The organism is Haladaptatus sp. DJG-WS-42, from assembly GCF_037198285.1.
Lineage (GTDB): Archaea > Halobacteriota > Halobacteria > Halobacteriales > Halococcaceae > QDMS2.
This window is the reverse complement of the sequence record NZ_CP147243.1, coordinates 1,430,155-1,452,890: the sequence shown is the minus strand read 5'-3', so window position 1 is coordinate 1,452,890 and position 22,736 is coordinate 1,430,155. Positions and strand designations below refer to the sequence as shown.

The window sequence follows — 22,736 nt, the reverse complement described above, 5'->3', positions numbered from 1 at the left end:
GTGGTGTGGTAACTATTGACACGATAAATACCCGAGGTAAGGAAACGGTAAGTTGGTTACGCTGAGGTGACCGCGCAGTTATCCCGTCTCGAGTGCGCTACCTGTCGATTTGTCCGGTTCCGAGAGAGTATGCGGAACTGTTTTACGCGCACACAGGCCAGTTGTGGACACGAATGAGCGACCTCGAAGCGGAGTATCGTCTCGAATATTTCGAGACGGAGGACTTCCACCGACTGGAGTGCTCTGAGTGCGGGGCGCACTTCTGGACGCGAGATGGGTCTCGCGAGACCTGTGGTGAGCCGCCGTGTGCTGAGTACAGTTTCATCGACAACCCCGGGTTCGACGGCGAATACACCTTAGAGGAGATGCGCGAGGCGTTCCTCTCGTTTTTCGAGGAAAACGACCACACGCGCATCGACCCCTATCCCGTCGCCGCGAATCGCTGGCGCGACGACGTACTGTTGACCCAAGCATCCATCTACGACTTCCAACCACTCGTCACGAGCGGGCAGACGCCGCCACCGGCCAATCCACTCACAATTAGCCAGCCGTGCATCCGGATGCAAGACATCGACAACGTGGGCAAAACCGGCCGCCATACGATGGCGTTCGAGATGATGGCCCACCACGCCTTCAACGCCAAAGAGGAGGCAGGGGACACGTACGCCTACGAGGGCGAAGTCTACTGGAAATCGGAGACGGTCGCGTACTGCGACCAGTTCTTCGAATCGCTCGGCGTCGACCCCGTCGAAATCACCTACATCGAAGACCCGTGGGTTGGCGGCGGCAACGCCGGGCCCGCGTTCGAAGTCATCTTCAAGGGTGTCGAACTCGCCACGCTCGTCTTCATGTCCTTAGAACAGGACCCAGACGGCGACTACGAGATGAAAGACGGCAACACGTACTCCGAGATGGACACGTACATCGTGGACACCGGGTACGGCTTAGAGCGCTGGACGTGGGTCAGTCAGGGCACGCCAACGGTGTACGAAGCCGTCTACCCCGACATGATTGCGTTCTTGAAAGAGAACGCGGACATCGAACTCACCGAGGGGCAAGAAGACATCGTCCACCGCGCCGCGAAGCTCGCGGGGCACATGGACATCGACGAGGCAGAGGACATGGAATCCGCCCGCGACAACATCGCAGACCACATCGGCGTTTCGACGACCGAATTGGTCGAGCTGATGGAGCCCCTTGAGGACATCTACGCGATTGCCGACCACTGCCGGACGCTTGCGTACATGCTCGGCGACGGCATCGTCCCCTCGAACGTCTCGACGGGCTATCTGACGCGCATGGTGCTTCGGCGCACCAAGCGCCTCGTGGACAACGTCGGCATCGACGCCCCACTCGATGAACTCGTTGACATGCAGGCAGAGCGCCTTGGCTACCGCAACCGCGACACCATCCGCGACATCGTCCGGACGGAAGTCGAGAAATACCGCGAGACGCTCGAACGCGGCGGCCGTCGTGTCCGCCAACTCGCAGAAGAGTATGCAAAAAGCGGCGAGCCCATTCCGACGCGCGAACTCATCGAACTCTACGACTCCCACGGCATCCAGCCGGACATGGTCGAAGAGATTGCCCTTGACGTTGGGGCAGATGTGAATGTCCCCGACGACTTCTACAGCCTCGTGGCCTCGCGCCACGGCGGCGAGCAGGCGTTCGAGGACGAAGATGAAGGCAACGAGTCCCCAGAAGACCGGCTTTCGGAACTGCCGAAAACAGACCGTCTGTACTACGAAGACCAACAGCGCACCGAATTCGAAGCCGTCGTCATCGACGTGTTCGAGCGCGAAGACGGCTACGACGTCGTCTTAGACCAGACGATGTTCTACCCCGAGGGTGGGGGCCAGCCAGCAGACCGCGGCTCGCTCGCGACCGACGACGTGAGCGTCGAAGTCACGGACGTGCAAATCGTCGATGGCGTCGTCCTCCATCGCACCGACGACGACCCCGGCAAGGGCGAGTTCGTCCGCGGGCAGGTCGATACAACCCGCCGCCGTCGGCTGATGCGCCACCACACCGCGACCCACGTCGTGATTCACGCCGCGCGCAAGGTGCTCGGCGAGCACATCCGTCAGGCCGGTGCCCAGAAGGGCATCACCTCTTCGCGCATCGACGTGACGCACTACAACCGCATCACGCGCGAGCAGATTAAAGAAATCGAACGCCTTGCAAACGAAATCGTGATGGACAACACGCCGGTCAAACAGGAGTGGCCAGACCGTCACGACGCAGAGAGCAAACACGGCTTTGACCTGTATCAAGGCGGGATTCCGCCGGGTGAGAACATCCGCCTCATCTACGTCGCAGACGACGTGCAGGCCTGTGGTGGCACCCACGTTGCCCGAACCGGCGACATCGGCGCCATCAAGATTCTCACCACCGAGCGCGTCCAAGACGGGGTCGAGCGCCTCGTCTTCGCCGCCGGTGACGCCGCCATCGAGGCGACTCAAGAAAACGAAGACTCGCTCTACGAAGCCGCCGACATCCTCGACGTGAGCCCCGAGGAAGTGCCTGCGACCGCAGAACGCTTCTTCGAGGAGTGGAAGGGCCGCGGCAAGCAGATAGAGGACTTGAAAGAACAGCTCGCCGAGATTCGCGCCAGCGGCGGCGCGGGCGGCGAGGAAATCGAACTTGCGGATGGCGCGGTCGCCATCGTCCAGCGCATCGACGCCGACATGGACGAACTCCGAGCGACCGCGAACGCCCTCGCTGAAGACGGGAAAATCGCCGTCCTCGGCAGTGGCGCATCCGGCGCGCAGTTCGTCGTCGCCGTCCCGAACGGCGTGGACGTGAACGCCGGTGAGGTTGTCGGCGAACTCGCCCGCCGCGTCGGCGGCGGCGGTGGCGGTCCGGCAGACTTCGCCCAAGGTGGCGGCCCGGACGCCGACAAGTTGGACGACGCGCTTGACGAAGCGCCCGAAGTCCTGAAAAACGTCCTGAACGCGTAACGCAGGCTTCGCGGTCGCTATTCTCTTTACACTCGCTTGCCGAGTGCCAGCCATGGAAGTGACACCTGCAGACGGCACGACGCTCGTCTCCAGCGCCGCCGGAGATGGCGAGACGGTCGCGTTCGTCGGTGACGCGGGCTACGGCGCGTGGCAGTGGGGCTGGCAACACGCCGCCCTGACCGGGCCGTTCGAAACCATTGTTTACGACCATCGCGGAACCGGGCGTTCAGATGCGCCCCCCGGCCCGTACTCGGTTGAAACGCTCGCAGACGACCTCGAAACCGTCCTACGCGCCCACGACGCGCGGAACGCCCACCTCGTTGGGGCGGGACTCGGTGGGATGGTGGCGCTCGACTACGCCCGGCGGTACTCGCGGGCGCGCTCGCTGTGTCTGCTCTGCACGGCCGCGACGGGAGAGAACATCGATACGACGCCGCTCGCCGCACCGCGCGACGACCCGGTGGCGCTTCGAGACGCGCTCACGAACGCGCTGTCGGCCGAATTTTTCAAAGAACAAGACAGCACCATCGACCAGTTGGTCGAGTGGCGCACAGAAGACGCGACGCCGGACGGCTGGGCCGCCCAGCAGGCCGCCATCGAGGGCTTTGATGCGGGCGCACTCTACGAGCTAACGCTTCCCGCACTCGTCTGCCACGGGACGGCCGACGCGGTGTGGCCCGTCTCGGGAGGCGAACAACTGGCCGAGGGCTTACCGAAGGGCGAATTTTTCTCACTCGACGGTGCCGGACATCTCTGTCACGTTGAACACTCGCGGGTCGTCAACGACGAGCTGCTCGGGTTTCTCGAAGCACGATAATCGGTGGCTCGGGCGCACAGACGCCCGGCAGAAACGCTGGGGAGCGTAACGCACTAAACGGTTGCTCGCGTCCTAGGCAATAATGACTCGGCTCCGATTCGCCCTTTTGAACGCTGCCCACGACGACACGGACACGAAGCGCAACTTTCGGCGCGAAGTGGACGCAGACCTCGTTGAGTTTCACGCCACCGAAGGCAGACTGCCCGACAGCTTCGACTTCGATGGGTTTCTCGTGACCGGGTCGCGCTCGTCTGTGTACTGGGACGAGGCGTGGATTCAGCCGCTCAAAGACTGGGTGAGCGAGGCAATCGACCGCGGCCTCCCCGCCCTTGGCGTCTGTTACGGTCACCAGTTGGTCGCAGACGTCCTCGGCGGCACGGTCGAAGGCATGGGCGAATACGAAATCGGGTATCGAGAGATTACCCACTTCGACAACTCGCCGCTGTTTGCCGGCATTGGTGAAGCGTTCCTCGCGTTCACCTCCCACCAAGACGCCGTCACCGAACTCCCGCCGGGCGCAACGCGCACCGCAGAGAACGGCTACGGCGTCCACGGCTTCCAGGTGGGTGACAGCTTTGGCGTGCAGTTCCACCCCGAGTACGACATGGAGACCGCCCGCCTGCTCACCGAGAGCAAAGACCTGACCGACGAGAAGCGCAAAGCGGTGATGGACGGCATCACCGAGGAAAACTACGCCCGCGCCCAACAGGCGAAACTCGTCTTCGAGAACTTCTGTGACTACGTCCGCGAAGTCAAGGATATTCCGCGCGCCCCGGCCCGTCGGTAGGCAAGTGACGGTGGGACGGATTTTATGCACAATGTTTGAGACGGCGGGTCCGTCTCCAGCGAGCAACTAAAAGTCGACCTTACGTGTACCGGCCGGTCTGTTCGCCACACTCGAGACAGACGGTGACGAGGGCGTCTTTGGTCTCGACCATCTCGATTTTCTGCGGGGTGCGCTCGCCACAGTCTTCACAGTCGCCGTAGAGGTCGATGTCGGTCGACTCTTTGGGCGACCCGATGGCGAGGGCGACGACGCGCTCGTCGGTGTGGTTGAACCCTTGCTGGTGGTCGCCAGGGGCGAAGCGAATTGCCTCGCCTTCCTCGACTGAAATCTCGCCGTCGTCGGTTTCGAACGTCGCCGTGCCCTCTTGGACGTAGAACACCTCTTCTTGGTCGTGGTGGCAGTGATAGCCGAAGGCGAAGCTCTCGCCGGGGGCGAGTTCGAAGTAGTTGAGCGCGAGGCCCTCGGTTTCGAGTGCCTTTGCGACGGGAACGCGGCGGCTTGCGGGACTCATTCGACGGTCTAGCTCGGCAATGCGAACCTTTTGCATGGGTTGAACGCGGGGGTCGAGAACCAAAAAGGCTAGCGCTCGCTCCCGGCCGCCTTTCCAAGGTGGCGGCGGCGAAATCGGGTGGAATCGTGCGCTTTCTCAGTCCAGTCTACGTCGTCTTCATTGACTGAATTCATGGGATACAGACGGGTAGGCGCGCGAATAGTGTTCTGGTAAGGGGTGAAAATGGCACCCGCCAGTCCAATTGGCGCCCCGACATAATAATAAACCATGAGGTAGGAGTAACATGAGACGAAGAGTCACGAGGTTCGATATCAATGCACTCAATTGTTCTTACGAAAGGCGTTCCTGATTTCCGGGAGGGACAGGTCTCTTTTAACGAAGAGGGACATCTCGAACGGGGAAAGACGCCGACGGTGATGAATCCGAACGACAAGTTCGCACTGGAGGCGGCGATGCAGACGAAAGTCCGACACGGCGGCCGCGTCAGCGTGATGAGCATGGGGCCACCGGGCTACCAAGGCATTCTCGTAGAGGCGATGCGAGACGTCTACGCGGACGACCTGTATCTGCTCTCAGACCGCGAGATGGCCGCCTCAGACACGTGGGCGACCGCGATTACGCTCAGCGCGGGCATCGAGAAACTCGGCGAACCAGACCTCATCTTCGCGGGGTTCAAAACCGCAGACGGTGAGACAGGCCACACCGGCCCCCAGACGGCGTGGTGTCTTGACTGGCCGATGATCACCCACGTCGTTGCGCTCGACGTGGACGAAGACGAAGGCCGCGTTCGCGCAAAGCGCCTCGTCGAAGGCGACATCAAGGAGATAGAGACCGTCGAGGTAGACCTGCCGGCGTTCATCGTGATGGACCCCGAGTTCGAACCGAGCTATCGACGGGCCGAACACCGATTGGTGTTCAAAGACCTGCGCGAGGAGACCCAAGCACGCGCAGAGGCCGCAGAAAACGCAGAGAACGCGATTACGGTCTGGGACCACGTCGCGTTGAACTTAGACCCGAACTTCATCGGTCTCGATGGGTCGCCAACGATTGTTTCCTCGGTTGACCCGATTCCAAAAGCGCCCGCAGAGCGCGAGGCGACGATGGTCGAGGCGACGGACGCAGAGGGAATGAAAGAAGTGCTTGACGTGATGGACGCATTCGCGGCGGGGGACTAATCATGGCGCTCAACCCAAACGACCACACGGTTCCGGAACTCGAAGCCGAACTCGCGGACGTAGACGACGCCGCAGCGTTAGCCGAGATACTCGAAGCCGAGAAAGACGGGAAGAATCGAACGACCGCACTCGCCGCCATCGAAGCCCGTATGGAAGCCGTTGGCGAACCAGCGGCGGACGAGACAGACGAAGCCGAGGCGCAAGCCGAACCGGAAGGCGCGAAAGAGCGCCAGAAAGCCAAGCGTGCCATCGACCTCATTGAGCTCGCGGAGGACTTACCGGAGGGACTCGAACACCCGACGGTGGACAAAAAGCACGTCCGCGCGCTCGTTGGCGGCACCTACCGCGACATGTGGGTGTACTGTGAGACGCAGGCGGGCGAGCTCATCGACGTGTCGAAGGAGATGCTCGGGAAGGCTCGCGAGCTGATGGACGAGTACAACGAGGAGTACGACACGGACGAACAGGTCGTCGGCGTCGTCATTGGTGACAACGCGAGCGACCTCGCAGACGACGTGATTGCCTACGGCGCGGACGTGGCGATATACCACGAGGACGAACGCCTCGAACGCTTCCAGCACAAACCGTACACCGAACTCGTCTCGGACATGAGTCGGGAGGACGCAGACTGGCGCGACTACGACAAGCCCCGGTACTTCCTGTTCCCGGCAACGAACAACGGGCGCGACCTCTCTGCGATGGTGCAAGCCGAACTCGACAGCGGGCTTGCGAGCGACTGTTCTGACCTCTACATCACGGACGAACTCATCTCGAACCCCGTGAAGACGGGCGAACCCGGTGTAAAAGTCGAGTTCGAGCGCGTGTTGCACATGAAACGCCCCGACTTCAGCGGGTTCGAGTACTCGACGATTCTCTGTCTCGACAACCCAACGAGAGAGTTCCACCCGCAAGGCGCGTCGGTGATTCCGGGGAGTTTCCCCGTCCCCGAGGCGGACGAAGACCGGGTTGGCCTCATCGTCGACCACGACCTCGAGTTACCAGACGACTGGTTCAAGGTACACGTCACGGAGTTCGACCAACTCGACGAAGGCGTCGACCTGACTGGCCGCGAGGTCATCGTCGCGGTGGGTCGCGGTATCGGGAAAGACCCGACGAAGGGCATCGAACTCGCGCTTGACCTCGTCAAACAGTTCGACGATGCAGACCTCGGCCTCTCGCGCGGAGTGGTGACGGCCTCGTACAAAGTCGGCGGCCACGTCGAACAGTACGTTGCAGAAGAGCGCCAACTCGGTGAGACCGGACAGGTGGTTGCACCGCCGCTGTACATCGCGGCGGGCATCTCCGGGGCAATTCAGCACAAAGTCGGCGTCGACCAATCAGAGACGATTATCGCCATCAACACCGACTCCGACGCCCGGATTCGCGACTTCTCTGATTACTTCATCGAGGGGGACTTGTTCGAGATTCTCCCGCAGTTGACAGCAGCACTCGAAAGCGGCGAATTGAATCTGAAAGCACTCGCGGACGGACGCGGTGACGCACAATGACTGAGTACGAACATTATGAGGCAGTCGTGGTCGGCGCTGGCCCCGGTGGGGCAGCGGCGGCCGCGGTGCTCGCACGAAACGGTATCGAAACACTCGTTTTAGAACGCGGCGTCGACGCCGGGTCAAAGAACGTCTCCGGTGGCCTCCTCTACGCGGAGGAATCGGCCCCGTACACGATAGACGACCTCTTCCCCGACTTCCGCGCAGAGGCCGCAGAACGCCCGATTACGGAGTACCACCTCCACAACATCGCGGGCAAGAAGGTGAAGTCGTTCGACATCACCGACCTCCACGAACACGACACCGAGTGGTCTGATGCGGTGCTCCGGCGGAAGATGGACTCGTGGCTCGCCGGGAGAGTCCACGAGATGACCCGCGAGACGGGCGGCGGTCTGCTCACCGGCGTGCGCGTAAACGGCCTGCTCCGCGAGAAGGGGAAAATCATCGGCGTCACCTGCGACGAACTCGACCCCATCACCGCAGACCTCATCGTCGCCGCCGACGGGGTGAACTCGGAACTCGCCCGTGCGGCGGGGCTGATGGACTGGGACGAACCCGAAGAGTGGTTCCAAGGCGTCAAAGCGGTCGCAGAGATGCCTGCAGACGTCATCGCAGAACGCTTCGGCGTTAGCGAGAACGAGGGGATTGCCCACCTGTTTTCGGGCAACCTCTTTGGCAACGTCCGCGGGGGTGGCTTCCTCTACACCAACCAAGAGTCGCTGTCTATCGGGACGGTGTTCCACTTGGACTCGCTCATGGAAGAGCGCGCAGAGCCCCACGAGTTGCTCGACAACCTGCTCACCCACCCGCTGCTCGCAGACTGGCTCGGCAACGACTACACGGAACTCGAATACTCCGCGAAACTCGTCCCCGACTCGAAGAAGGTGGCTCATACGTCCCCGTTCAAGGACAACCTCGTGCTCGTTGGCGACGCTGCGGGCCAGATGCAAGCCCAAGGACCGATTATCAAGGGCATGAACCACGCCGTGACCGCAGGCGCGCTCGCCGCAGAGGCGTTCGCAGAAGCACGCGCACGCGGCGACATCGAGGCGGTTGGCCAACGCTACACCGACAAACTCTACGACGAAGGCGTGATGAAAAAGCTCCGCCCGCGCGGCTATCAGGTGGCGCGACGAGTCGGCGAAAACGGCCCGGCAGAGGGCATCCTCGATGGGTTGCTCACCTCGCCGGTAGGTCGCCTCGGCATCCGCGCGCTCGGTGGCCGACTCGAGAAACTCTACTCTGCGCCGTCGCTCTCGATGATGGTGCCGGACACGCAGACGCCGTACGTGACGCTGCCAACGGTGATTGCAGAAGAACTCGGGACGCCCGTTAGCACAGAGAGCGAGGTCACGCCGCCGTCGCTCGCAGACCGGATTGGGAACCTCACCTACGACACGGATGTGGGCAACCCGCACATCAAGCTGCTCGACAACTCGCTCGAAGCGAGCGGGGCGGCGGTCACGGCGTGTCCGGTGAGCGCGATGGACTTCGGCGGTGGCTGTTACCGCGAGGAGACGATAATGGTAGACGGCACAGAAGAGCGCATCGTGAGCCTCGACACCCAACCGTGTATCGAGTGTGGCACCTGCGCGGTGGCTGCAGAGACGAAGTGGGAGCACCCGCGCGGTGAGAAAGGCGTCGAGTTCAAGTGGGGCTGAGATGTCCCACTCGCCGTACTGGGAGCGCATCTCGACGCTCGCAGAGCGGGCGCACGCAGACCGCGAGGCGTCAACGCTCGTGCGCGGCGAGGCCGACGACGAGCGAGCCCTAACCTACCTCCGCGAGGGAGTTGGACCGGCCGCGCTCGTCTACATCGAGGCGCGAACCGGCGACGAGCAGGTGCGGTTTTCTGCAGTCGAATTCTCGCTGCTCGAACGCGCCCTGAACGACTGGCTCGACTGCTATGCCCACTGCTACGGCGTGGAGTTGAACGCCGAGTTCACCGTCCGCGAGGTTGCAGAGCTCCTCCTTAAGACGGACAACATCCGCGACACAGCCCAACTGCTCACCGGCGTGCCAACGAGACGGTCAACAATCACGAAAAACTATTAGGGAAGACGGCGTGGTAAGGCTTGTCATGAAACTCTCTGACAAGCTGGAGTTCGGCCACGAAGACCGGCGTCTCATCTACGAATACATCGAGAGCCACGGCGCGGTGACGCCAAAAGAGCTAGAGCGAACGCTTCGCGTCGACCCAAGCGGCCTCAAACACCACATCGCCATTCTCAAACGCGACGGCCTCATCGAGGTGGCCGACGACAAGCTGCTCGTCTCCATCGAAGCCGGAACAGAAGAGGAGTTCACCGACGAGGGCGTGGATTACACCATCCGCCCCGCCCGACAAGAAGACCTCACGGGGCTGGTGGGCGCGATTCGCCAGGTTTCAGAGGAAAAAACCTACATCGTCGGTGAGTCGGTCGCGGACGTTATCGACCACGAGGAGGTGTTGCTCCGGCACAACGAGTTGGAGTCGCGTATGTTCTTCGTCGCGTGCGTGAACCGCGAGGTCGTTGGCTGGGTGCATCTGAGCGCGCCTGAGTTGGAAAAACTCGGCCACACCGCAGAGTTGACCGTGGGCGTCATCGACGAGTACCGCGGCCACGGCATCGGGAGTCACCTCCTGCACCGCGGACTCGAATGGGCAGGAGAAAACGGCTTCGAGAAGATCTACAACTCCGTGCCGTCTACGAACACCGACGCAATCCAGTTCCTCGAAACCCACGACTGGGAAATCGAGGCGACGCGCGCGAAACACTACAAGCTTGGTGACACGTACATCGACGAAGTGATGATGGCTGTCCGCCTCTGACGGCGGTTGTTAGAGAGTTTCCCGCAGCAATTCGAGCGAGCGAAGGCGCCGGAAACCGCCGGAAAGCGTGCGTCTCCGCTAGGTATTAACATGGTTTTAAGTGGCCTGCCGACAATCTCATCTGCATGGCAATTGACCCACAGTTCCACGAAAACCGCGAGGTAGTGGACGAACACAACGGCCACGACGTGTGGGGTCCCGTCGATGAACCCGAAGTACTCGGTATCCACGGAACCCACGTCGCAGTTGATTTTGACATCTGTCTCGAAGACGGCGCGTGTCTCGAAGACTGCCCCGTCGACGTGTTCGAGTGGGTAGACACCCCCGGCCACCCCGAAAGTGAGCGGAAAGCAGACCCGGCAAAAGAAGCCCAGTGTATCGACTGCATGCTCTGTGTAGACGTGTGTCCGGTCGATGCAATCGACGTTGACGCTGGCCGACAGGCCGGTGGCGGCTGGTAAGAAAAGCGACTGTTATTTCGAATCGAGGCCGTCAGGCAGCGCCCCGAACGCCTGCGCGTCGGCGAGTTCGCGCATTCGCTCGCGCAGATGCTGTTCACAGAGGCCAACCTTCATGCGGTCTTTTTCGACAGCGAAGGCAGCCTCTCGGTCGCAGTAGTGACAGCGCATATAGTGACTACGTTTCGCTAGCAGTTGAAGGCTCCGACCCTGACAAACGTTGGCAGAGGCGGTCGAGTTCCGCGCCCGACACCGTCTCCTTCCCCAGAACGTCGATATGGGCATCGCTGCCACCGGTCACGAGCAGGTCGTGTGCTTCGACTGCCTCCCAGAGAAGCGCGTCGTCTACGGGCCGGTCGTAGGGATAGTACGCCTCGACAGCGTCGAGCGAGGCGGCGAGTGTGAGGGCTTTCTCGGGGTGGGGGTACCGGAACGGGTGGGCGAGGCTGACGACGGCGCAGGCGTCTTTGAGGAGACGGGCACCGGCTTCGAACGAGGGGATCGCCGCCCGGCGGACGAAACACGGTCCGTCGTCGCCAATGAGGTCGTCGAAGGCGTCTTGGTAGGCATAGGGAGCGTCGCTTGCTTCGATGGCGCGGGCGATGTGTGGGCGGCCAACGCCTGATGTGTACGCTATGTCGAGCGAGACCCCGAGGCGGGCTTCGACGGCTGCGACGATTTCTTTGGCTCGTTCGAGGCGGTTTTGCTGAATCGTCTCAAGGGTCGAGACGAGCGCGTCCGTTGGCTCGACAGCGTAGCCAAGCAGGTCGATATCGAAGCTTCCGGCGTCAACTCGGAGTTCGATACCGCGGATGAAGGTGATGTCCTCGCGGCGGGTCACGGGCGCAGACAGCCCGGGATGGATGAGGTCGTGGTCGGTGATGGCCACCACGTCGAGTTCCGCGAGCGTCGCCGCCCGGGGTACGTCATCGAGCGCCATCGTGCCATCAGACGCCGTCGTGTGTACGTGGAGGTCTGCAACCGGCATGGAAAACCCCACGCAGGGGAGGGGGATACCCCTTCTGGTGGGTGCATGTCAGTAATATTTCCTTAAAGACCATTAAGAATCAATAGTCATACATGGACAACAGTTATAATTATTCTTCATGCACGATTGGGTATGAGACTCAACAACGGTGCAAGCGAACTCATCGAAGCCCAGACGTACCCAACAACCTCCGGCGACTTCGTCGAGCAGTACGGCGACGAGGAAATCAAGCTCGCAAACGGTGCAGAGACGTTCGGCGAGGTGTTCGGCCTGTACGAAGCCGACGAAACCTTCACCGACGCAGAGGACGCAAAGCTCGCGGCGTTCCAAGCAGTGAGCCACAAGGGCGTTGGTCGGCGCTACTACTCTGATCGCGAATCATTCGACATCGGCGAGAACAGTCCTGAGGCCGTCTCCTTCTAGGCCCAGTCAATCACGCCGTCAAGCGAGAGCGGCACGGCCCCTTTTTTGTAGCCGCTGAACGAGCCGTCGGGTCGTGCTCTGAACACGACGGCTGGTTCGTGGTGGACGTTCGGTTGCTCGCCAGCGACCGCGTTCCACTCGTCGTCGCGGAACGAAGTACAGTCAACAAAGAGGACGGCGTCGTGGTGCTCGCTGAGTTGGCCGTTCGTCTTCGTTGCCGCGGTGTCGCGGACGGCCGCCGTGGGCGTGTTCGCCACCCGCTTGGTCGGCGGGCGCGGGCGGGTGACTTCCACGATGACATCCTCAGTGTCTTTGAGGGCGCGAAAGTCGAGGGTGTGTCCGGTGTGAACGTCGATTTCGGGCACTAACTCGTAACCAGCGTCGATGAGGAGACGGGCGGCGTTGAACTCGCCCATCGTCGCGTCCATGCGCGTCTGGTCGAGGCGGGCGCTCGTCCCGAGTTTCGACGCCATGGTGTAGCGATACTCGTCGAGCAATCCGGTGTCCAAGAGGTCTTCGTAGAACTGAATGGCCTCGTCACGGTCTGCGTCCGGGAATCCAGAGGAGTGGTCGTAGAAGTACCGACGCGTGGTTTCGCGGCCGTCTTTCGAGAAGAAGACGGGGAGGAAGTACCACGCGACGTGGTCGTAGCCTGCGAGCCACGGGTCTGTGTCTTTCAGGTCGGCTAAGAGTTCGCGCTGCGCCCAGCGGGCGACGGGATAGGGCACTTCGTCGAACGAGTACTTGTCCGTCCGCCAGAGGACGCTCGGCGTTTGGGTGTTGCCGAGCCAGTAGGCCTCGCTGTCGGTCCAACAAAAGAGCGCGAAGTCGCCGTTGTCCATCGTAAAGCGGCACGCCGTGTACCCCCCGGGTGGTTTGAACCACGACCCGGACATGGTCGCGCCCATGGTCTCATCGAGTTCAGAAAGCAGTGCCCGGCGCACCCGCTTTTCGGACCACTGCTGGGGTGATCGCCGGAAGCGAAGCGGACCTGCCACAGGTGGTTACACGGGGCGAACGTGCATACGGGTTACGAACAATTGACTGGTCACTGAACCAGCCTGTTTCAGCAAAAAGACAAGTACCGATACATTGATAATGAAAAACCCGCAAGGTATGAGTGTATTTCGCATGTCAATGGGTGCCTATGACGAACAGGAACACATGCGCCGCGAAGCAAAAGCCAGCAGTGTCAACGCCGACAACACAGACGACACACGCGTTCGATACGAGGGCAAAGTCGAGTACGATTCAGGTGACTCGGCTGCGGCGTTGCTCGAACAGTTCAAGAAGATGAAACAGCAGTAACGCGCCTGTTTTTTCGCAGTAACAACAGAGAGAGGCCAGTGACCACCACCATCGCCACGACGTGGCCGAGCAGCGCCGCGACGAGCACTGGCTGGGCTGTGACAAACGGAAGTAAACCGAGTTGTAACAGTCCGAAGGCGAGCGTTTCACCGTCTGCGCGCGAAAGCGCACGCGCCTGTTCTGGGGGGAACTCGTACGTCCACGACCGCCAGAGCGCGGTGACGCTCGCCCACCAGCCCGTGCCAATACGATAGCAGAGGTCCCAGCAGACGAGCAAGAGCAGGTACACCCCGAGCATGGGCGGCGACTCACCCAACACCTGGGCCAATAGAGACTCCCCGCCAGTATCGAACGTGAACAGGTAGGTGACGAAGGCGACGAACGCGAGCACCGCGAGCACGACTTCGACGTTCGGGCCAAAGAGGAGTCTGTGGTAGGTTCGCGGGACGTCTGCGGTGCGGATGCGGTTTGCAATCCGGCTCATCGCGAGGCTCCCGACCGTGGCGACGGTGATGGCGGCCGTCCCCGCTGGAATCGCGTTCCAGCGGTCATAGAGCGCCGCGACGACGAACAAGCCACCCTCGAAGAGGACGAATTGGACGACCGCCGAGCGAAACGGTGAGAGGCTGACACCGGGCAACGCACCGACGATGCTTTCGTACACCCACGAGTCGCCGTACGTCGACGGTGGCTCACCCATCTACGACCTCGACGGTGTCTTCGCCGAGGGCTTTCCTGACGGCGTCGTCGAAGGGCGTTCCCGGCACCGAAACGAGGTTCTCGATACGGTGGTCGGTGACGACGACCGTGTTTTTCATGCCGTGAATCAACGGATGGGCGACGCTGGCGGGCACGTCGGTCACGAGGTCGAGCCAGTACGCAGAGAGTGTCGGCGTGAGCACGGGCACCTGAATGATGGTCAGGTCGTGACCCTGAATCTCGGCGGTGCGTTCTAACACCTCCCGGTAGGTGAGCACGTCCGGGCCGCCGATTTCGTAGGTTTCCCCCGCGGTTTCAGGGACTGAGAGAACGCCCACGAGGTAGGCAATCACGTCGTCGATGTCGATGGGCTGGCACTTCGTGTTCACCCAGCGCGGGGTGACCATCACGGGCAGGCGGTCTGCAAGTTGGCGCACCATCTCGAAGCTCGCGCTTCCGTCGCCGACGATGATGGCCGCCCGGAGCGTCGTCAGGTCGTAGTCGCCCTCGCGGAGGACGAGTTCGACTTCGCGGCGCGACCGGAGGTGGTCTGAGAGGTGGTCGCGGTCTTCGCCGAGGCCGCCGAGGTAGATGACCTGCGAAACGCCCGCGCTGCTCGCTGCGCGCTCGAAGTTGTGGGCTGCCCGCCGGTCGCGCTCGCGGAAGTCGTCGCCCGCACCCATCGAGTGAACGAGGTAGTAGGCGGCGTCGATGCCCTCCACAGCGTCGTCTAGACTCCACGGGTCGAGCAAGTCGCCCACGAAGACGGACGCGCCCGCGGGGGCGTCGTAGCTCGCAGCATCCCGGACGAGGACGCGCACGCTGTGGCCAGCATCGAGCAACGCAGGGACGAGTCGACGACCAACGAATCCCGTTGCGCCGGTGACCAGAATGTTCATACCGCTAAGAAGTCTCGCAGACGGCTTAATTATCTGTGTCCCAGCCGGGAGTTTTGGGTGCGCCACGTTTCAGTTCGACGTGCGCCGCGAGGTCGGGCGGCGCAGGCGTCCCGAGTTCGCCAGCACGTTCGGTCCACTCAGTGATTGCCTGCCCGGCCCACGAATCGGCCGCGAGCGCCTGCTCGCGGGCAGATTCGTACTTGGCTTCGTTTATCGCCGTCGTTCCCGGGCTCGAGGCGGCCGCCACGGCGAGAAACTCAGCGCGGTCTTCGTCGGTCGCTTCACGGGTGGCGAGTCGGGAGATGGTTCCCGAGAGTCGGTCGGGATCGGGGTGGACGAACACCTTTTCGCCAATCGCGTGGCGGCCGAACAGCGGTCGGGCGTCGGTCGGCGTTCGCTCAAGCAGGCGCTCGCCGCCAAACAGCGTCTCGACGCGCTCGCACTCGGTTTCGTAGTCGAGTGCGAGGTTGTACCCCGGATACACCGCGCACTCTTCGGGATACAGGTCGCTCGCGTGGATGCGACACTGGAGCGTGTCGGGGTCGAGGAAGGCGCACGTCGGCAGCCACGTCTGGTCGGTGTCGAAGGGAGCCACCGGTTTTGGCGGTTTGCGGAGGCCGACGAAAAAGGCCGGGCCGCTCTCGATTGCGGCGAGCGAGATTCCATCGACGGTGACCCGCGAGTCGGCGGCATTTTCGTCCTGAAAGAGCCGAGGCACGAGCGCGTCGCCGTAGCCCGCGTCGAGAAAGCGCCGCACCTCCTCGCGGCGAAGCGGGACGAGATTGTACACGTCATCGAGCGGTTGGCGCGGGCCGCGTCGCTCGTGGTCGAGCGTCGTCGAGGAGATGGCGCGCCAGTCGATACAGCATCCGGCGCAGCCTTCGCAGTTCACGCGCATAGCGTGACCCACGGTACCACGGGGTAAAAAGAAGCGGCGTCAGCGGAGGGAGATGCGGTTGACCTCGTCCCACGTCGTCTCATCGAGTACCACAATCTCAGTGGAGCCGATGATGTAGAGGTGGTCACCGATGTAGACAGCACGTTGTGGGTTGTCGATTTTTACCGACTTCTCGATGGAGAGCCCGTCTTCGTAGGCGACGATGTGGCCTTCCTCCATTCCGGGGAGGAAGAACACGCCGTGTTTCGCGTCTAAGAGGAACGCGTGGTGGCTCTGCTGGATAGCAGACCAGCGGTCATCGAGGATGAGGTCGTCTTCGATGGTCGGATTGGTGGGGTCTGAAACGTCGAACATGACGGCCTTCACCGAGCCGTTGTCTTGGCCGACACCGAGGACGCGGTCTTCGCCCACGGGGTGGAGGTACGACGAGAAGCCCGGCAGCTTCAGTTCGCCCTCAAGCGTCGGATTCTGTGGGTCAGAGAGGTCTAACACGTGGAACGGGTCGATTTGGCGGAAGGTGACGACGTAGCCGCGGTCACCGTCGAAGCGGACGCCGAAGATGCGCTCGTTTTCGCCCATGTCTTGGACCGAGCCAATCGTCGAAAGCGACTCATCTAAGACGTACACGTCGTTGACCGACTGGGTCTGCGCGCCGAGGAACCACGGTGCGGAGATGGTCGTGGCGATGCGGAGGTTGCCCTCGTGTTCGTCCATCGAGAACTGGTTGAGCGGCGTGCCGGGAACCGCACCCGTCGCCGTCACCTCGAAGCCGTCTTCAACGGCGACTTTCACGATGCTCGTGGTGATGAACTCGCGCTGGTGCTTTTCGACGTAGGTCTGGGCGCGTTGTTCGAGCTGCTGGGCGAGGCGTTCGCGTTCTTGCTGGGAGAGCGAGGCGTACCACTGCTGGAGGATTGCCTGCACTTCGACGGTTCGCGCGTGGTCGGAGAGGTCGTAGGTTTCGAGACGCTCTAACCGGTCGACCGTCTGCTGGTCGAGCAGGTCACGAGCGTCGGTGAGCAGGAAGTCGAGCATGATGTCGCCCTGGCTCGGGTATTCAGAGTAGGTGAGGTAGATGCCGGTTTCGGACATCGTGACGACGGAGGCGTAGCCGCCGACGAAGGCGAGTTGGTCGGTCACGTCACCAGAGTCAGGGGAGAGGGCCATCGCGGTGTACGTGAGTGAGGTTGGCATCGGCTCAGACGGGTGGAGGATGTCCGTACACCGGACGGACACGCCAGCGAGGGGTTCGATCGGGCAGGGTTCGCCGTAGTTGATGTTCTGCTGGACAACGAGGTACACCGTGCCGTCCATCAGGCGGGCGGTGTGGACGTAGCCGTTCACCTGTTTTTCCCACGACTGGCGCGGGTTTTCAGGGTCAGACACGTCGTAGGCGGTGATGCGGTCGCCGCCGAGGACGAGGAGCGTGTCGTTTGCGAGCAGGAGTTCGCCGGAGGCATCAATCTTCGAGACCACGTCGGCCTGTTCTGGTGGGAGCGCGCTCACGACGTTCGTTTCCGGCTCTTTGTACGAGTCGTCGTCAGACCGCTCGTAATAGTAGTAGTACTGGCCTTGGCTTACGAACAGGTGCGTTCCGTCAGTTTTCACGATGTCGGGTTCGTCGATGCCGACGATTTGGACGTTCGTGCCAGAGACGCGGTCGGGTTGAGCGGCGTCGTTGCCGCCGCCGTCACCGCCTTGGCTCGTGGTGGGCGACGGCGCGCCCTCTGCCCCATCTGCGCGGGCCTCTTCGACGGCCACGTCGCCGCCGCCAAAGCCGCCGTAGCTACTGCTTCGTGCGCGTCCGGCTTCGAGATACTGCTGGAAGGCGGCTTGCGACTCGAAGCGTTCGAGCGCGGCGGGCGTCGGGTCTGGATTCGGGGTGTCTCCCGGGCGGTCTAAGGCGGGTAACATCGCACCGACGAGAATCCCCGTCGTGGCCAGTACCACGAGCGAGAGCGTCACGATGCGAAACGGCGTTAGGCGAACCATGGTAGTCTCTGAGCGAACTGCTCAGGATGTAGTAAGGAGAGAGACTCAAATAGCGATTGCCTAACATCAAATACCGGTTTGAGTTATCGCGCTTGCGGTCGGTTTCGACCGCAATGTGTCGATATTGGTGAAAAATCGGTGGACGAGAGATTGGGTGGGTGGAAGACGGGATATTGCTTTACCCATGGAGCGAGTCAATGGGGTATGGCACGACGGTCGTGTGAGGCGTGCGGGCGCAAAGTCAAGATAGCCGGCGGCATTGGCGACCTCTGGTCGTTCGATTACGGGCCGTCAGACGGGATGACGCTCGAATACGAAGACGGCCGCGAGTACTTCCTCTGTTTCGAGTGCATCGAGCAGCTCCCGGCGGCCGCCACCGCGGAGGACGTAGAGGCGCTCTAGTGGGTTCGGTGGTATTTTCCCCGCGCGGGCAGAGCGTTCTACCGTGAACCCGGAGCGCATTTTAGACGAGTTTCCTGCACCGTCGTATCGCGGTGCCCAGAAGCAAGCGCTCCTCGACATCAAGCAGGCCTACGAGGCGGGCAACGACGTGGTGCTCGTGCGCGCCCCCACGGGCAGTGGCAAGTCGCTGCTCGCCCGCGCCATCGCCGGGTGTGCCCGCAAACCGGGCGAAGGCGACCCGACCCGGCCGATTGGGGCGTACTACACCACCCCGCAGGTGTCGCAATTAGACGACGTGTCGGGCGACGCGCTCCTCGAAGATTTACAGATAATTCGCGGGAAAGGCAACTACAAGTGCATCCTACCGGGCGAATCGACCACGCCCGTCAATCAAGCGCCCTGCGCCCGCGAGAAGGGATTTGACTGCAATGTCAAACACCGCTGTCCGTACTTTTCTGACCGCGCCATCGCGGCGAATCGCTCGATTGCAGCGATGACGCTCGCCTATTTCATGCAGACCGCAGGCACCGAAGCGTTTGGCCAGCGTGACGTGGTCGTGATAGACGAAGCCCACGGCCTCGCAGAGTGGGCAGAAATGTACGCGACTATCGACCTCCAGCCCCGCACAGTCCCGGTCTGGGAGCACCTGAAGGTTCCCGAAGTAGACGGCCTCGACCGCGCCGTGCAGTTCGCCGATGGGGTGAAAGACATCTGCACCCGCCGGAAGGACGAACTCATCCGAAAAATCGAACTCTCACCCAAAGAGGTCGCAGAGCGCGACCGCCTGCAAAAGCTCATTGGCGACCTGAAGTGGTTCGTTGAAGATTATCGCAACCCCGAGAGCCCGACGACGTGGGTGGTCGACCAACCGGACGGCGAGGGCGGTGGCGTCACCATCAAACCGATGAACCCGGAACGGTATCTTCGCCACACCGTCTGGGACAGAGGCACCAAGTTCGCGCTCCTTTCGGCGACGATTCTCAATCGGGAGGCGTTCTGTCGGCAGGTCGGTCTCGACCCGAAGAAGGTCGCACTGGTGGACGTGCCCCACACGTTCCCGCTCGAAAACCGGCGGCTCTACGACGTGACACAGGGGAAGATGACCTACGAGCACCGAAAGCAGACGCTCCCGAAAATCGCCCGTCTCATCGTCCAATTGATGCAAAAACACCCCGACAAGAAGGGCATCGTTCACGCCCACTCGTACGCGATTCAAGCCGAGTTAAAGCGAATGCTTGGGGAGTTTGGTGTGAGTGGTCGCGTCCAAGCCCACAGCCGCGAAAATCGTAACGAGGACTTGGAGATCTGGAAGGCAACCGACGACCCGGACGTGTTTCTCTCGGTGAAAATGGAAGAGGCGCTCGACCTGAAAGGCGACCTCGCGCGCTGGCAGGTGCTCTGTAAAGCACCATACTTGAACACCGCAGACTCGCGGGTGGCTCGTCGCCTCGAAGAGGGACAGTGGGCGTGGTATCACCGCGCCGCGCTCCGCACCGTGATTCAGGGCTGTGGCCGGGTGGTCAGAGCGCCAGACGACTACGGCGCGACCTATCTCGCGGATTCGAGTTTACTCGACCTGTTCGAACGCGCGAAATCGGACATGCCACCGTGGTTCAAAGAGCAGGTGGATGCGATGAGCGTCCCCGACCTTCCCGAGTTCGACGGGAAAGCCGCTGCGGGCGAGAAGTTCGGCAGTCCCTCGCGGCAGGCAAAACGGCCGCCGACGCGCAGTTCAACACAATCGTCTGGTTCATCATCGGGTTCGTCGTCTACCTCCTCGTCTGCGTCCCGGTCGTCGCAGTCAGGTGGCTCACGCTCGCGGCGAAAAGGGAACTCGAAAAACAAGTCGTTCGAAGATCACCCGCTTTCCGACATCTGGAGCGAGTAGTCTAGTCGATTCGCGCGTCTACGACGACGTGCCAGACGCCCTCGCTGTGACTTTTGACTTTGCGCGTGTCGAGCACTTCCACTGAGCGGCCCGCTTTCTCGGCGGCGTCGGTGAGTCGGTCGATAGGGCGGTCCCAGAGGAGTTTCTCGGGCGTCGTCGCGTGCATGTGGAGCGTCCCTCCAGATTCGAGTGCGGCGAGCGCGGCGTCCAGATACTCGTGGGCGTCGTAGTAGCCCATCACGACGCGCTCTGCGGACACGTCCACGTCGCGGCAGTCTGCGAGGATGGCGTCCACGCGGTCGGTCACGTCGTTGAGCATGGCGTTTTCGGCGAGGAATTTGAAGGAGTTCGGGTTGCGTTCTGTCGCTGTGACGTGTGCCCCAGCGCGGGCCATCGGGAGGGTGAAGTAGCCGATGCCGGCGAACATATCGAACACGCGCTCGTCTGGTTCGACGACCGTACCCATCCGGGCACGCTCTGCTTGATTGCCCGGCGAAAACATCACCTGCGAGAGGTCGAGTGCGTACTTCGTGCCGTGTTCGGTGTGGATGGTTTCGGTGTCGCCCGTGCCCGCAAGAACCGTGGAAGACGGTTCGCGGAGTTCACCCGAGATGCCCTCGCGTGAGAGGACGGTTTCCGCCTCGCCGTGGAGCGAGAGGAGTGCCTCGCCGACTTCTTCGGGGCGTGGCGTGTCGTCAGCGAGTTTGACGAGGACGACCGACCCGATGACCGCCCACGAGGTGGGCGCGAGTTCGAGTTCCGCGTCCGTCCAGCCATCTGCGGCGAGAATGTCTTCGAGGGTTCGAGTGCGCCGCGCTGGAGTTTTTTGGCGAATCACGTCGAACACGGCGGTTTCGCTCGGGGCGGTGAGAATCGGGAGTTCGACGGCCTCGTCGTCGTGAGAGACGACTTTTCGCGCGTCGTCGTAGACGCCTTCGGCTTTGAGCGAGGCGATAGCGGCTTCCGCGTCGGGTTTTGCGACGACGGCCGCGAGGTCACGCATCGTCGGGGAGGATGTGGAGGCCGGCGCGGCTCTTGAGGACGGGCACCATCGCGGCGTCGGGGTCGAGATACGACGGCCGCGAGATGGTTTTCGACTCGAACGTTTCCGGGTCTAACACCTGTACGGCGTGTTCGTCTTCGATGGTGACGAGCGTGGTTTCTTCGGCGTCGTCAGCCGAGCCGACCTTCTTCGCGCTCGCGGCTTCCTCGTCGCCGAAGGGCGCTTCGAACGGGTCGCCCGTGGTGAGACGAACGCCTTTCAGGTGGCCTTGGACGCTCTTTACGAGCACCGGCCCATCGTCGTCGTCGGGGTCGATAACGTCACCGGGGGTAAACGGCGGCAGGCGGACGGCGAAGGTGACGCGGTAGACGCCGTTGCCGTCTTCGTCCTCGGTGACGAGCGTTTCCGAGTCGGAGTAGGAGCCGCCGAACTCGTTTACCACCCGGCGGGCGATTTTCATCCCGATTTTGTTGGTCGAAACCTTGACGTTCAGGCCGTCGTCGGTGCGTTTGGTCTCGGTGATGAACGCCTCGCGGTCGCCGGTGTCTTGCATGTTCGCGACGACTTCGTTTGCGATTTCCTCTGCGCGATTCATCTCCTCGGGAGTCGGCGTGCGATTTCGCCCGCGAATCTGGACGGTGCTCGCGTAGTAGCTCCCGGCGATTTTCCCGCAGCGAGAACAGGTCTGGCGCGAGATTTTGACGGGCACCATCACCTCCTCTTCGACGGGCGTGTCGCGGATGACGCCGGTGAAATAACAGTGCATCCGGATGGTGTTCTGGTCTACCTGTTCTGGTTCAACCACCCAGTTTACGTCTTCGACGTCGATGTGTACCTGCAGATGCCGCGAGACTTCTTCGATGGCGATGTCGGTGTAGTCGTCTGCGCCAACGTCCACCCACGCGCTTTTTCGGTGGAGCGCTCCGCAGTGGGCACAGACGAGCACCTCGATGCGGTCTGGGGCAGAAACGAACTCGAAGTTCTCGAAGTAGCAATCGTCACAGAGCTTCGCGTCCGGGTCCACTGGCTCACCCGGACGGGGCTCTTCGGGTGGGGCCATCGTCTCCCCACAGCGTGGACAGAAGGCGCGCGAATCGGTCATTGGTAGTTCTACGCGGTTCAGGCGGTAAAAACGCCGCGTCACGCCGGGCAAACCGTGCGACGGTATAACAGGGAAGCTTTAGTTCGCGAGTCACTTACGACCAGCC

Annotated in this window: 23 protein-coding genes; 13 read left to right on the top strand and 10 right to left on the bottom strand. The window is 62.1% G+C overall.

The features are described from left to right. The first annotated feature begins 173 nt into the window (after positions 1 to 173). The 3 genes from alaS (at position 174) to V5N47_RS07975 (ending at position 4,564) form a co-directional block, all read left to right on the top strand. Positions 174 to 2,960, top strand: a complete 2,787-nt coding sequence (alaS, locus tag V5N47_RS07985; RefSeq protein ID WP_338726712.1) for an alanine--tRNA ligase — start codon at positions 174 to 176, stop codon at positions 2,958 to 2,960. Between the two features lie 52 nt (positions 2,961 to 3,012). Further along, positions 3,013 to 3,777 (top strand): alpha/beta hydrolase, encoded by a 765-nt coding sequence (locus V5N47_RS07980; protein ID WP_338726711.1) that lies wholly within the window; start codon positions 3,013 to 3,015, stop codon positions 3,775 to 3,777. 82 nt (positions 3,778 to 3,859) lie between these two features. Next, complete coding sequence (locus tag V5N47_RS07975) at positions 3,860 to 4,564, top strand: type 1 glutamine amidotransferase (protein ID WP_338726710.1); 705 nt, start codon at positions 3,860 to 3,862, stop codon at positions 4,562 to 4,564. A gap of 79 nt (positions 4,565 to 4,643) precedes the next feature. Here V5N47_RS07975 and V5N47_RS07970 read toward each other — a convergent pair whose 3' ends face one another. Next, on the bottom strand, positions 4,644 to 5,111 hold the full coding sequence (locus V5N47_RS07970; protein WP_338726708.1) for a cupin domain-containing protein: 468 nt from the start codon (positions 5,109 to 5,111) through the stop codon (positions 4,644 to 4,646). Positions 5,112 to 5,389: 278 nt separating this feature from the next. Here V5N47_RS07970 and V5N47_RS07965 point away from each other — a divergent pair, with 278 nt between their 5' ends. The 6 genes from V5N47_RS07965 to V5N47_RS07940 all read left to right on the top strand — a co-directional run bounded on the left by V5N47_RS07965 (position 5,390) and on the right by V5N47_RS07940 (position 11,031). After that, positions 5,390 to 6,250 (top strand): electron transfer flavoprotein subunit beta/FixA family protein, encoded by an 861-nt coding sequence (locus V5N47_RS07965; RefSeq protein ID WP_338726706.1) that lies wholly within the window; start codon positions 5,390 to 5,392, stop codon positions 6,248 to 6,250. A 2-nt stretch (positions 6,251 to 6,252) separates the two neighbouring features. Continuing rightward, positions 6,253 to 7,758 (top strand): electron transfer flavoprotein subunit alpha/FixB family protein, encoded by a 1,506-nt coding sequence (locus V5N47_RS07960; RefSeq protein ID WP_338726705.1) that lies wholly within the window; start codon positions 6,253 to 6,255, stop codon positions 7,756 to 7,758. Then, complete coding sequence (locus V5N47_RS07955; protein ID WP_338726703.1) at positions 7,755 to 9,419, top strand: FAD-dependent monooxygenase; 1,665 nt, start codon at positions 7,755 to 7,757, stop codon at positions 9,417 to 9,419. Before V5N47_RS07960 ends, V5N47_RS07955 begins: the two co-directional genes overlap by 4 nt. Before the next feature lies 1 nt (position 9,420). After that, positions 9,421 to 9,813 (top strand): hypothetical protein, encoded by a 393-nt coding sequence (locus tag V5N47_RS07950; RefSeq protein WP_338726701.1) that lies wholly within the window; start codon positions 9,421 to 9,423, stop codon positions 9,811 to 9,813. Between the two features lie 25 nt (positions 9,814 to 9,838). After that, positions 9,839 to 10,570 (top strand): GNAT family N-acetyltransferase, encoded by a 732-nt coding sequence (locus V5N47_RS07945; RefSeq protein WP_338726700.1) that lies wholly within the window; start codon positions 9,839 to 9,841, stop codon positions 10,568 to 10,570. A gap of 125 nt (positions 10,571 to 10,695) precedes the next feature. Next, positions 10,696 to 11,031, top strand: coding sequence for a ferredoxin family protein (locus tag V5N47_RS07940; RefSeq protein ID WP_338726699.1), 336 nt, complete (start codon positions 10,696 to 10,698; stop codon positions 11,029 to 11,031). Positions 11,032 to 11,043: 12 nt separating this feature from the next. Here V5N47_RS07940 and V5N47_RS07935 read toward each other — a convergent pair whose 3' ends face one another. Together V5N47_RS07935 and V5N47_RS07930 are read right to left on the bottom strand one after the other, a co-directional pair. Continuing rightward, on the bottom strand, positions 11,044 to 11,199 hold the full coding sequence (locus tag V5N47_RS07935) for a DUF6757 family protein (protein WP_338726697.1): 156 nt from the start codon (positions 11,197 to 11,199) through the stop codon (positions 11,044 to 11,046). A gap of 7 nt (positions 11,200 to 11,206) precedes the next feature. Then, entirely contained in the window at positions 11,207 to 12,016 is an 810-nt protein-coding gene (locus V5N47_RS07930) for a PHP domain-containing protein (protein WP_338726695.1), read from the bottom strand. Positions 12,017 to 12,148: 132 nt separating this feature from the next. On the opposite strand from V5N47_RS07930, the gene V5N47_RS07925 reads away from it, so the two are divergent. Continuing rightward, the gene (locus V5N47_RS07925) at positions 12,149 to 12,439 is read left to right on the top strand and encodes a DUF2795 domain-containing protein (protein ID WP_338726693.1); all 291 of its coding nucleotides are present in this window, start codon (positions 12,149 to 12,151) and stop codon (positions 12,437 to 12,439) included. On the opposite strand, the gene V5N47_RS07920 is transcribed toward V5N47_RS07925, so the two are convergent. Further along, positions 12,436 to 13,437 carry a DUF5784 family protein gene (locus V5N47_RS07920; protein ID WP_338726691.1) on the bottom strand — a complete coding sequence of 334 codons (1,002 nt, stop codon included), beginning with the start codon at positions 13,435 to 13,437 and terminating at the stop codon, positions 12,436 to 12,438. The two genes, V5N47_RS07925 and V5N47_RS07920, sit on opposite strands and share 4 nt — an antisense overlap. Before the next feature lie 133 nt (positions 13,438 to 13,570). Here V5N47_RS07920 and V5N47_RS07915 point away from each other — a divergent pair, with 133 nt between their 5' ends. Continuing rightward, on the top strand, positions 13,571 to 13,747 hold the full coding sequence (locus V5N47_RS07915; protein WP_338730283.1) for a DUF5786 family protein: 177 nt from the start codon (positions 13,571 to 13,573) through the stop codon (positions 13,745 to 13,747). Here V5N47_RS07915 and V5N47_RS07910 read toward each other — a convergent pair. The 4 genes from V5N47_RS07910 to V5N47_RS07895 are packed head-to-tail and all read right to left on the bottom strand — an operon-like array spanning position 13,725 to position 18,235. After that, the gene (locus V5N47_RS07910; RefSeq protein WP_338726690.1) at positions 13,725 to 14,447 is read right to left on the bottom strand and encodes a hypothetical protein; all 723 of its coding nucleotides are present in this window, start codon (positions 14,445 to 14,447) and stop codon (positions 13,725 to 13,727) included. The genes V5N47_RS07915 and V5N47_RS07910 overlap by 23 nt on opposite strands. Then, a complete protein-coding gene (locus tag V5N47_RS07905) occupies positions 14,440 to 15,345 on the bottom strand; it encodes an NAD(P)H-binding protein (protein ID WP_338726689.1) in 906 nt (301 codons plus the stop codon). The genes V5N47_RS07910 and V5N47_RS07905 overlap by 8 nt, the downstream gene beginning before the upstream one ends. A 25-nt stretch (positions 15,346 to 15,370) precedes the next feature. Then, positions 15,371 to 16,243 carry a YkgJ family cysteine cluster protein gene (locus tag V5N47_RS07900; protein WP_338726688.1) on the bottom strand — a complete coding sequence of 291 codons (873 nt, stop codon included), beginning with the start codon at positions 16,241 to 16,243 and terminating at the stop codon, positions 15,371 to 15,373. Between the two features lie 39 nt (positions 16,244 to 16,282). Continuing rightward, positions 16,283 to 18,235: a beta-propeller domain-containing protein gene (locus V5N47_RS07895; protein ID WP_338726687.1), complete on the bottom strand. Its 1,953-nt coding sequence runs from the start codon at positions 18,233 to 18,235 to the stop codon at positions 16,283 to 16,285. 204 nt (positions 18,236 to 18,439) lie between these two features. Here V5N47_RS07895 and V5N47_RS07890 point away from each other — a divergent pair, with 204 nt between their 5' ends. Then, positions 18,440 to 18,637: a hypothetical protein gene (locus tag V5N47_RS07890; RefSeq protein ID WP_338726686.1), complete on the top strand. Its 198-nt coding sequence runs from the start codon at positions 18,440 to 18,442 to the stop codon at positions 18,635 to 18,637. A gap of 43 nt (positions 18,638 to 18,680) precedes the next feature. Then, positions 18,681 to 20,525: an ATP-dependent DNA helicase gene (locus V5N47_RS07885; RefSeq protein ID WP_338726685.1), complete on the top strand. Its 1,845-nt coding sequence runs from the start codon at positions 18,681 to 18,683 to the stop codon at positions 20,523 to 20,525. 1 nt (position 20,526) lies between these two features. Here the strand turns inward: V5N47_RS07885 and V5N47_RS07880 are convergent, their stop codons facing one another. Together V5N47_RS07880 and V5N47_RS07875 are read right to left on the bottom strand one after the other, a co-directional pair. After that, on the bottom strand, positions 20,527 to 21,528 hold the full coding sequence (locus V5N47_RS07880; RefSeq protein ID WP_338726683.1) for a class I SAM-dependent methyltransferase family protein: 1,002 nt from the start codon (positions 21,526 to 21,528) through the stop codon (positions 20,527 to 20,529). Beyond that, a complete protein-coding gene (locus V5N47_RS07875) occupies positions 21,521 to 22,630 on the bottom strand; it encodes an NMD3-related protein (RefSeq protein ID WP_338726681.1) in 1,110 nt (369 codons plus the stop codon). Before V5N47_RS07875 ends, V5N47_RS07880 begins: the two co-directional genes overlap by 8 nt. Positions 22,631 to 22,736 lie beyond the last annotated feature (106 nt).

What these genes read in the sequence shown, in the direction of transcription:
- alaS (WP_338726712.1), top strand. Translation starts at nt 174, where the DNA reads ATGAGCGACCTCGAAGCGGAGTATCGTCTCGAATATTTCGAGACGGAG.
- V5N47_RS07980 (WP_338726711.1), top strand. Translation starts at nt 3,013, where the DNA reads ATGGAAGTGACACCTGCAGACGGCACGACGCTCGTCTCCAGCGCCGCC.
- V5N47_RS07975 (WP_338726710.1), top strand. Translation starts at nt 3,860, where the DNA reads ATGACTCGGCTCCGATTCGCCCTTTTGAACGCTGCCCACGACGACACG.
- V5N47_RS07970 (WP_338726708.1), bottom strand. Translation starts at nt 5,111, where the DNA reads ATGCAAAAGGTTCGCATTGCCGAGCTAGACCGTCGAATGAGTCCCGCA.
- V5N47_RS07965 (WP_338726706.1), top strand. Translation starts at nt 5,390, where the DNA reads ATGCACTCAATTGTTCTTACGAAAGGCGTTCCTGATTTCCGGGAGGGA.
- V5N47_RS07960 (WP_338726705.1), top strand. Translation starts at nt 6,253, where the DNA reads ATGGCGCTCAACCCAAACGACCACACGGTTCCGGAACTCGAAGCCGAA.
- V5N47_RS07955 (WP_338726703.1), top strand. Translation starts at nt 7,755, where the DNA reads ATGACTGAGTACGAACATTATGAGGCAGTCGTGGTCGGCGCTGGCCCC.
- V5N47_RS07950 (WP_338726701.1), top strand. Translation starts at nt 9,421, where the DNA reads ATGTCCCACTCGCCGTACTGGGAGCGCATCTCGACGCTCGCAGAGCGG.
- V5N47_RS07945 (WP_338726700.1), top strand. Translation starts at nt 9,839, where the DNA reads ATGAAACTCTCTGACAAGCTGGAGTTCGGCCACGAAGACCGGCGTCTC.
- V5N47_RS07940 (WP_338726699.1), top strand. Translation starts at nt 10,696, where the DNA reads ATGGCAATTGACCCACAGTTCCACGAAAACCGCGAGGTAGTGGACGAA.
- V5N47_RS07935 (WP_338726697.1), bottom strand. Translation starts at nt 11,199, where the DNA reads ATGCGCTGTCACTACTGCGACCGAGAGGCTGCCTTCGCTGTCGAAAAA.
- V5N47_RS07930 (WP_338726695.1), bottom strand. Translation starts at nt 12,016, where the DNA reads ATGCCGGTTGCAGACCTCCACGTACACACGACGGCGTCTGATGGCACG.
- V5N47_RS07925 (WP_338726693.1), top strand. Translation starts at nt 12,149, where the DNA reads ATGAGACTCAACAACGGTGCAAGCGAACTCATCGAAGCCCAGACGTAC.
- V5N47_RS07915 (WP_338730283.1), top strand. Translation starts at nt 13,571, where the DNA reads ATGTCAATGGGTGCCTATGACGAACAGGAACACATGCGCCGCGAAGCA.
- V5N47_RS07910 (WP_338726690.1), bottom strand. Translation starts at nt 14,447, where the DNA reads ATGGGTGAGCCACCGTCGACGTACGGCGACTCGTGGGTGTACGAAAGC.
- V5N47_RS07905 (WP_338726689.1), bottom strand. Translation starts at nt 15,345, where the DNA reads ATGAACATTCTGGTCACCGGCGCAACGGGATTCGTTGGTCGTCGACTC.
- V5N47_RS07900 (WP_338726688.1), bottom strand. Translation starts at nt 16,243, where the DNA reads ATGCGCGTGAACTGCGAAGGCTGCGCCGGATGCTGTATCGACTGGCGC.
- V5N47_RS07895 (WP_338726687.1), bottom strand. Translation starts at nt 18,235, where the DNA reads ATGGTTCGCCTAACGCCGTTTCGCATCGTGACGCTCTCGCTCGTGGTA.
- V5N47_RS07890 (WP_338726686.1), top strand. Translation starts at nt 18,440, where the DNA reads ATGGCACGACGGTCGTGTGAGGCGTGCGGGCGCAAAGTCAAGATAGCC.
- V5N47_RS07880 (WP_338726683.1), bottom strand. Translation starts at nt 21,528, where the DNA reads ATGCGTGACCTCGCGGCCGTCGTCGCAAAACCCGACGCGGAAGCCGCT.
- V5N47_RS07875 (WP_338726681.1), bottom strand. Translation starts at nt 22,630, where the DNA reads ATGACCGATTCGCGCGCCTTCTGTCCACGCTGTGGGGAGACGATGGCC.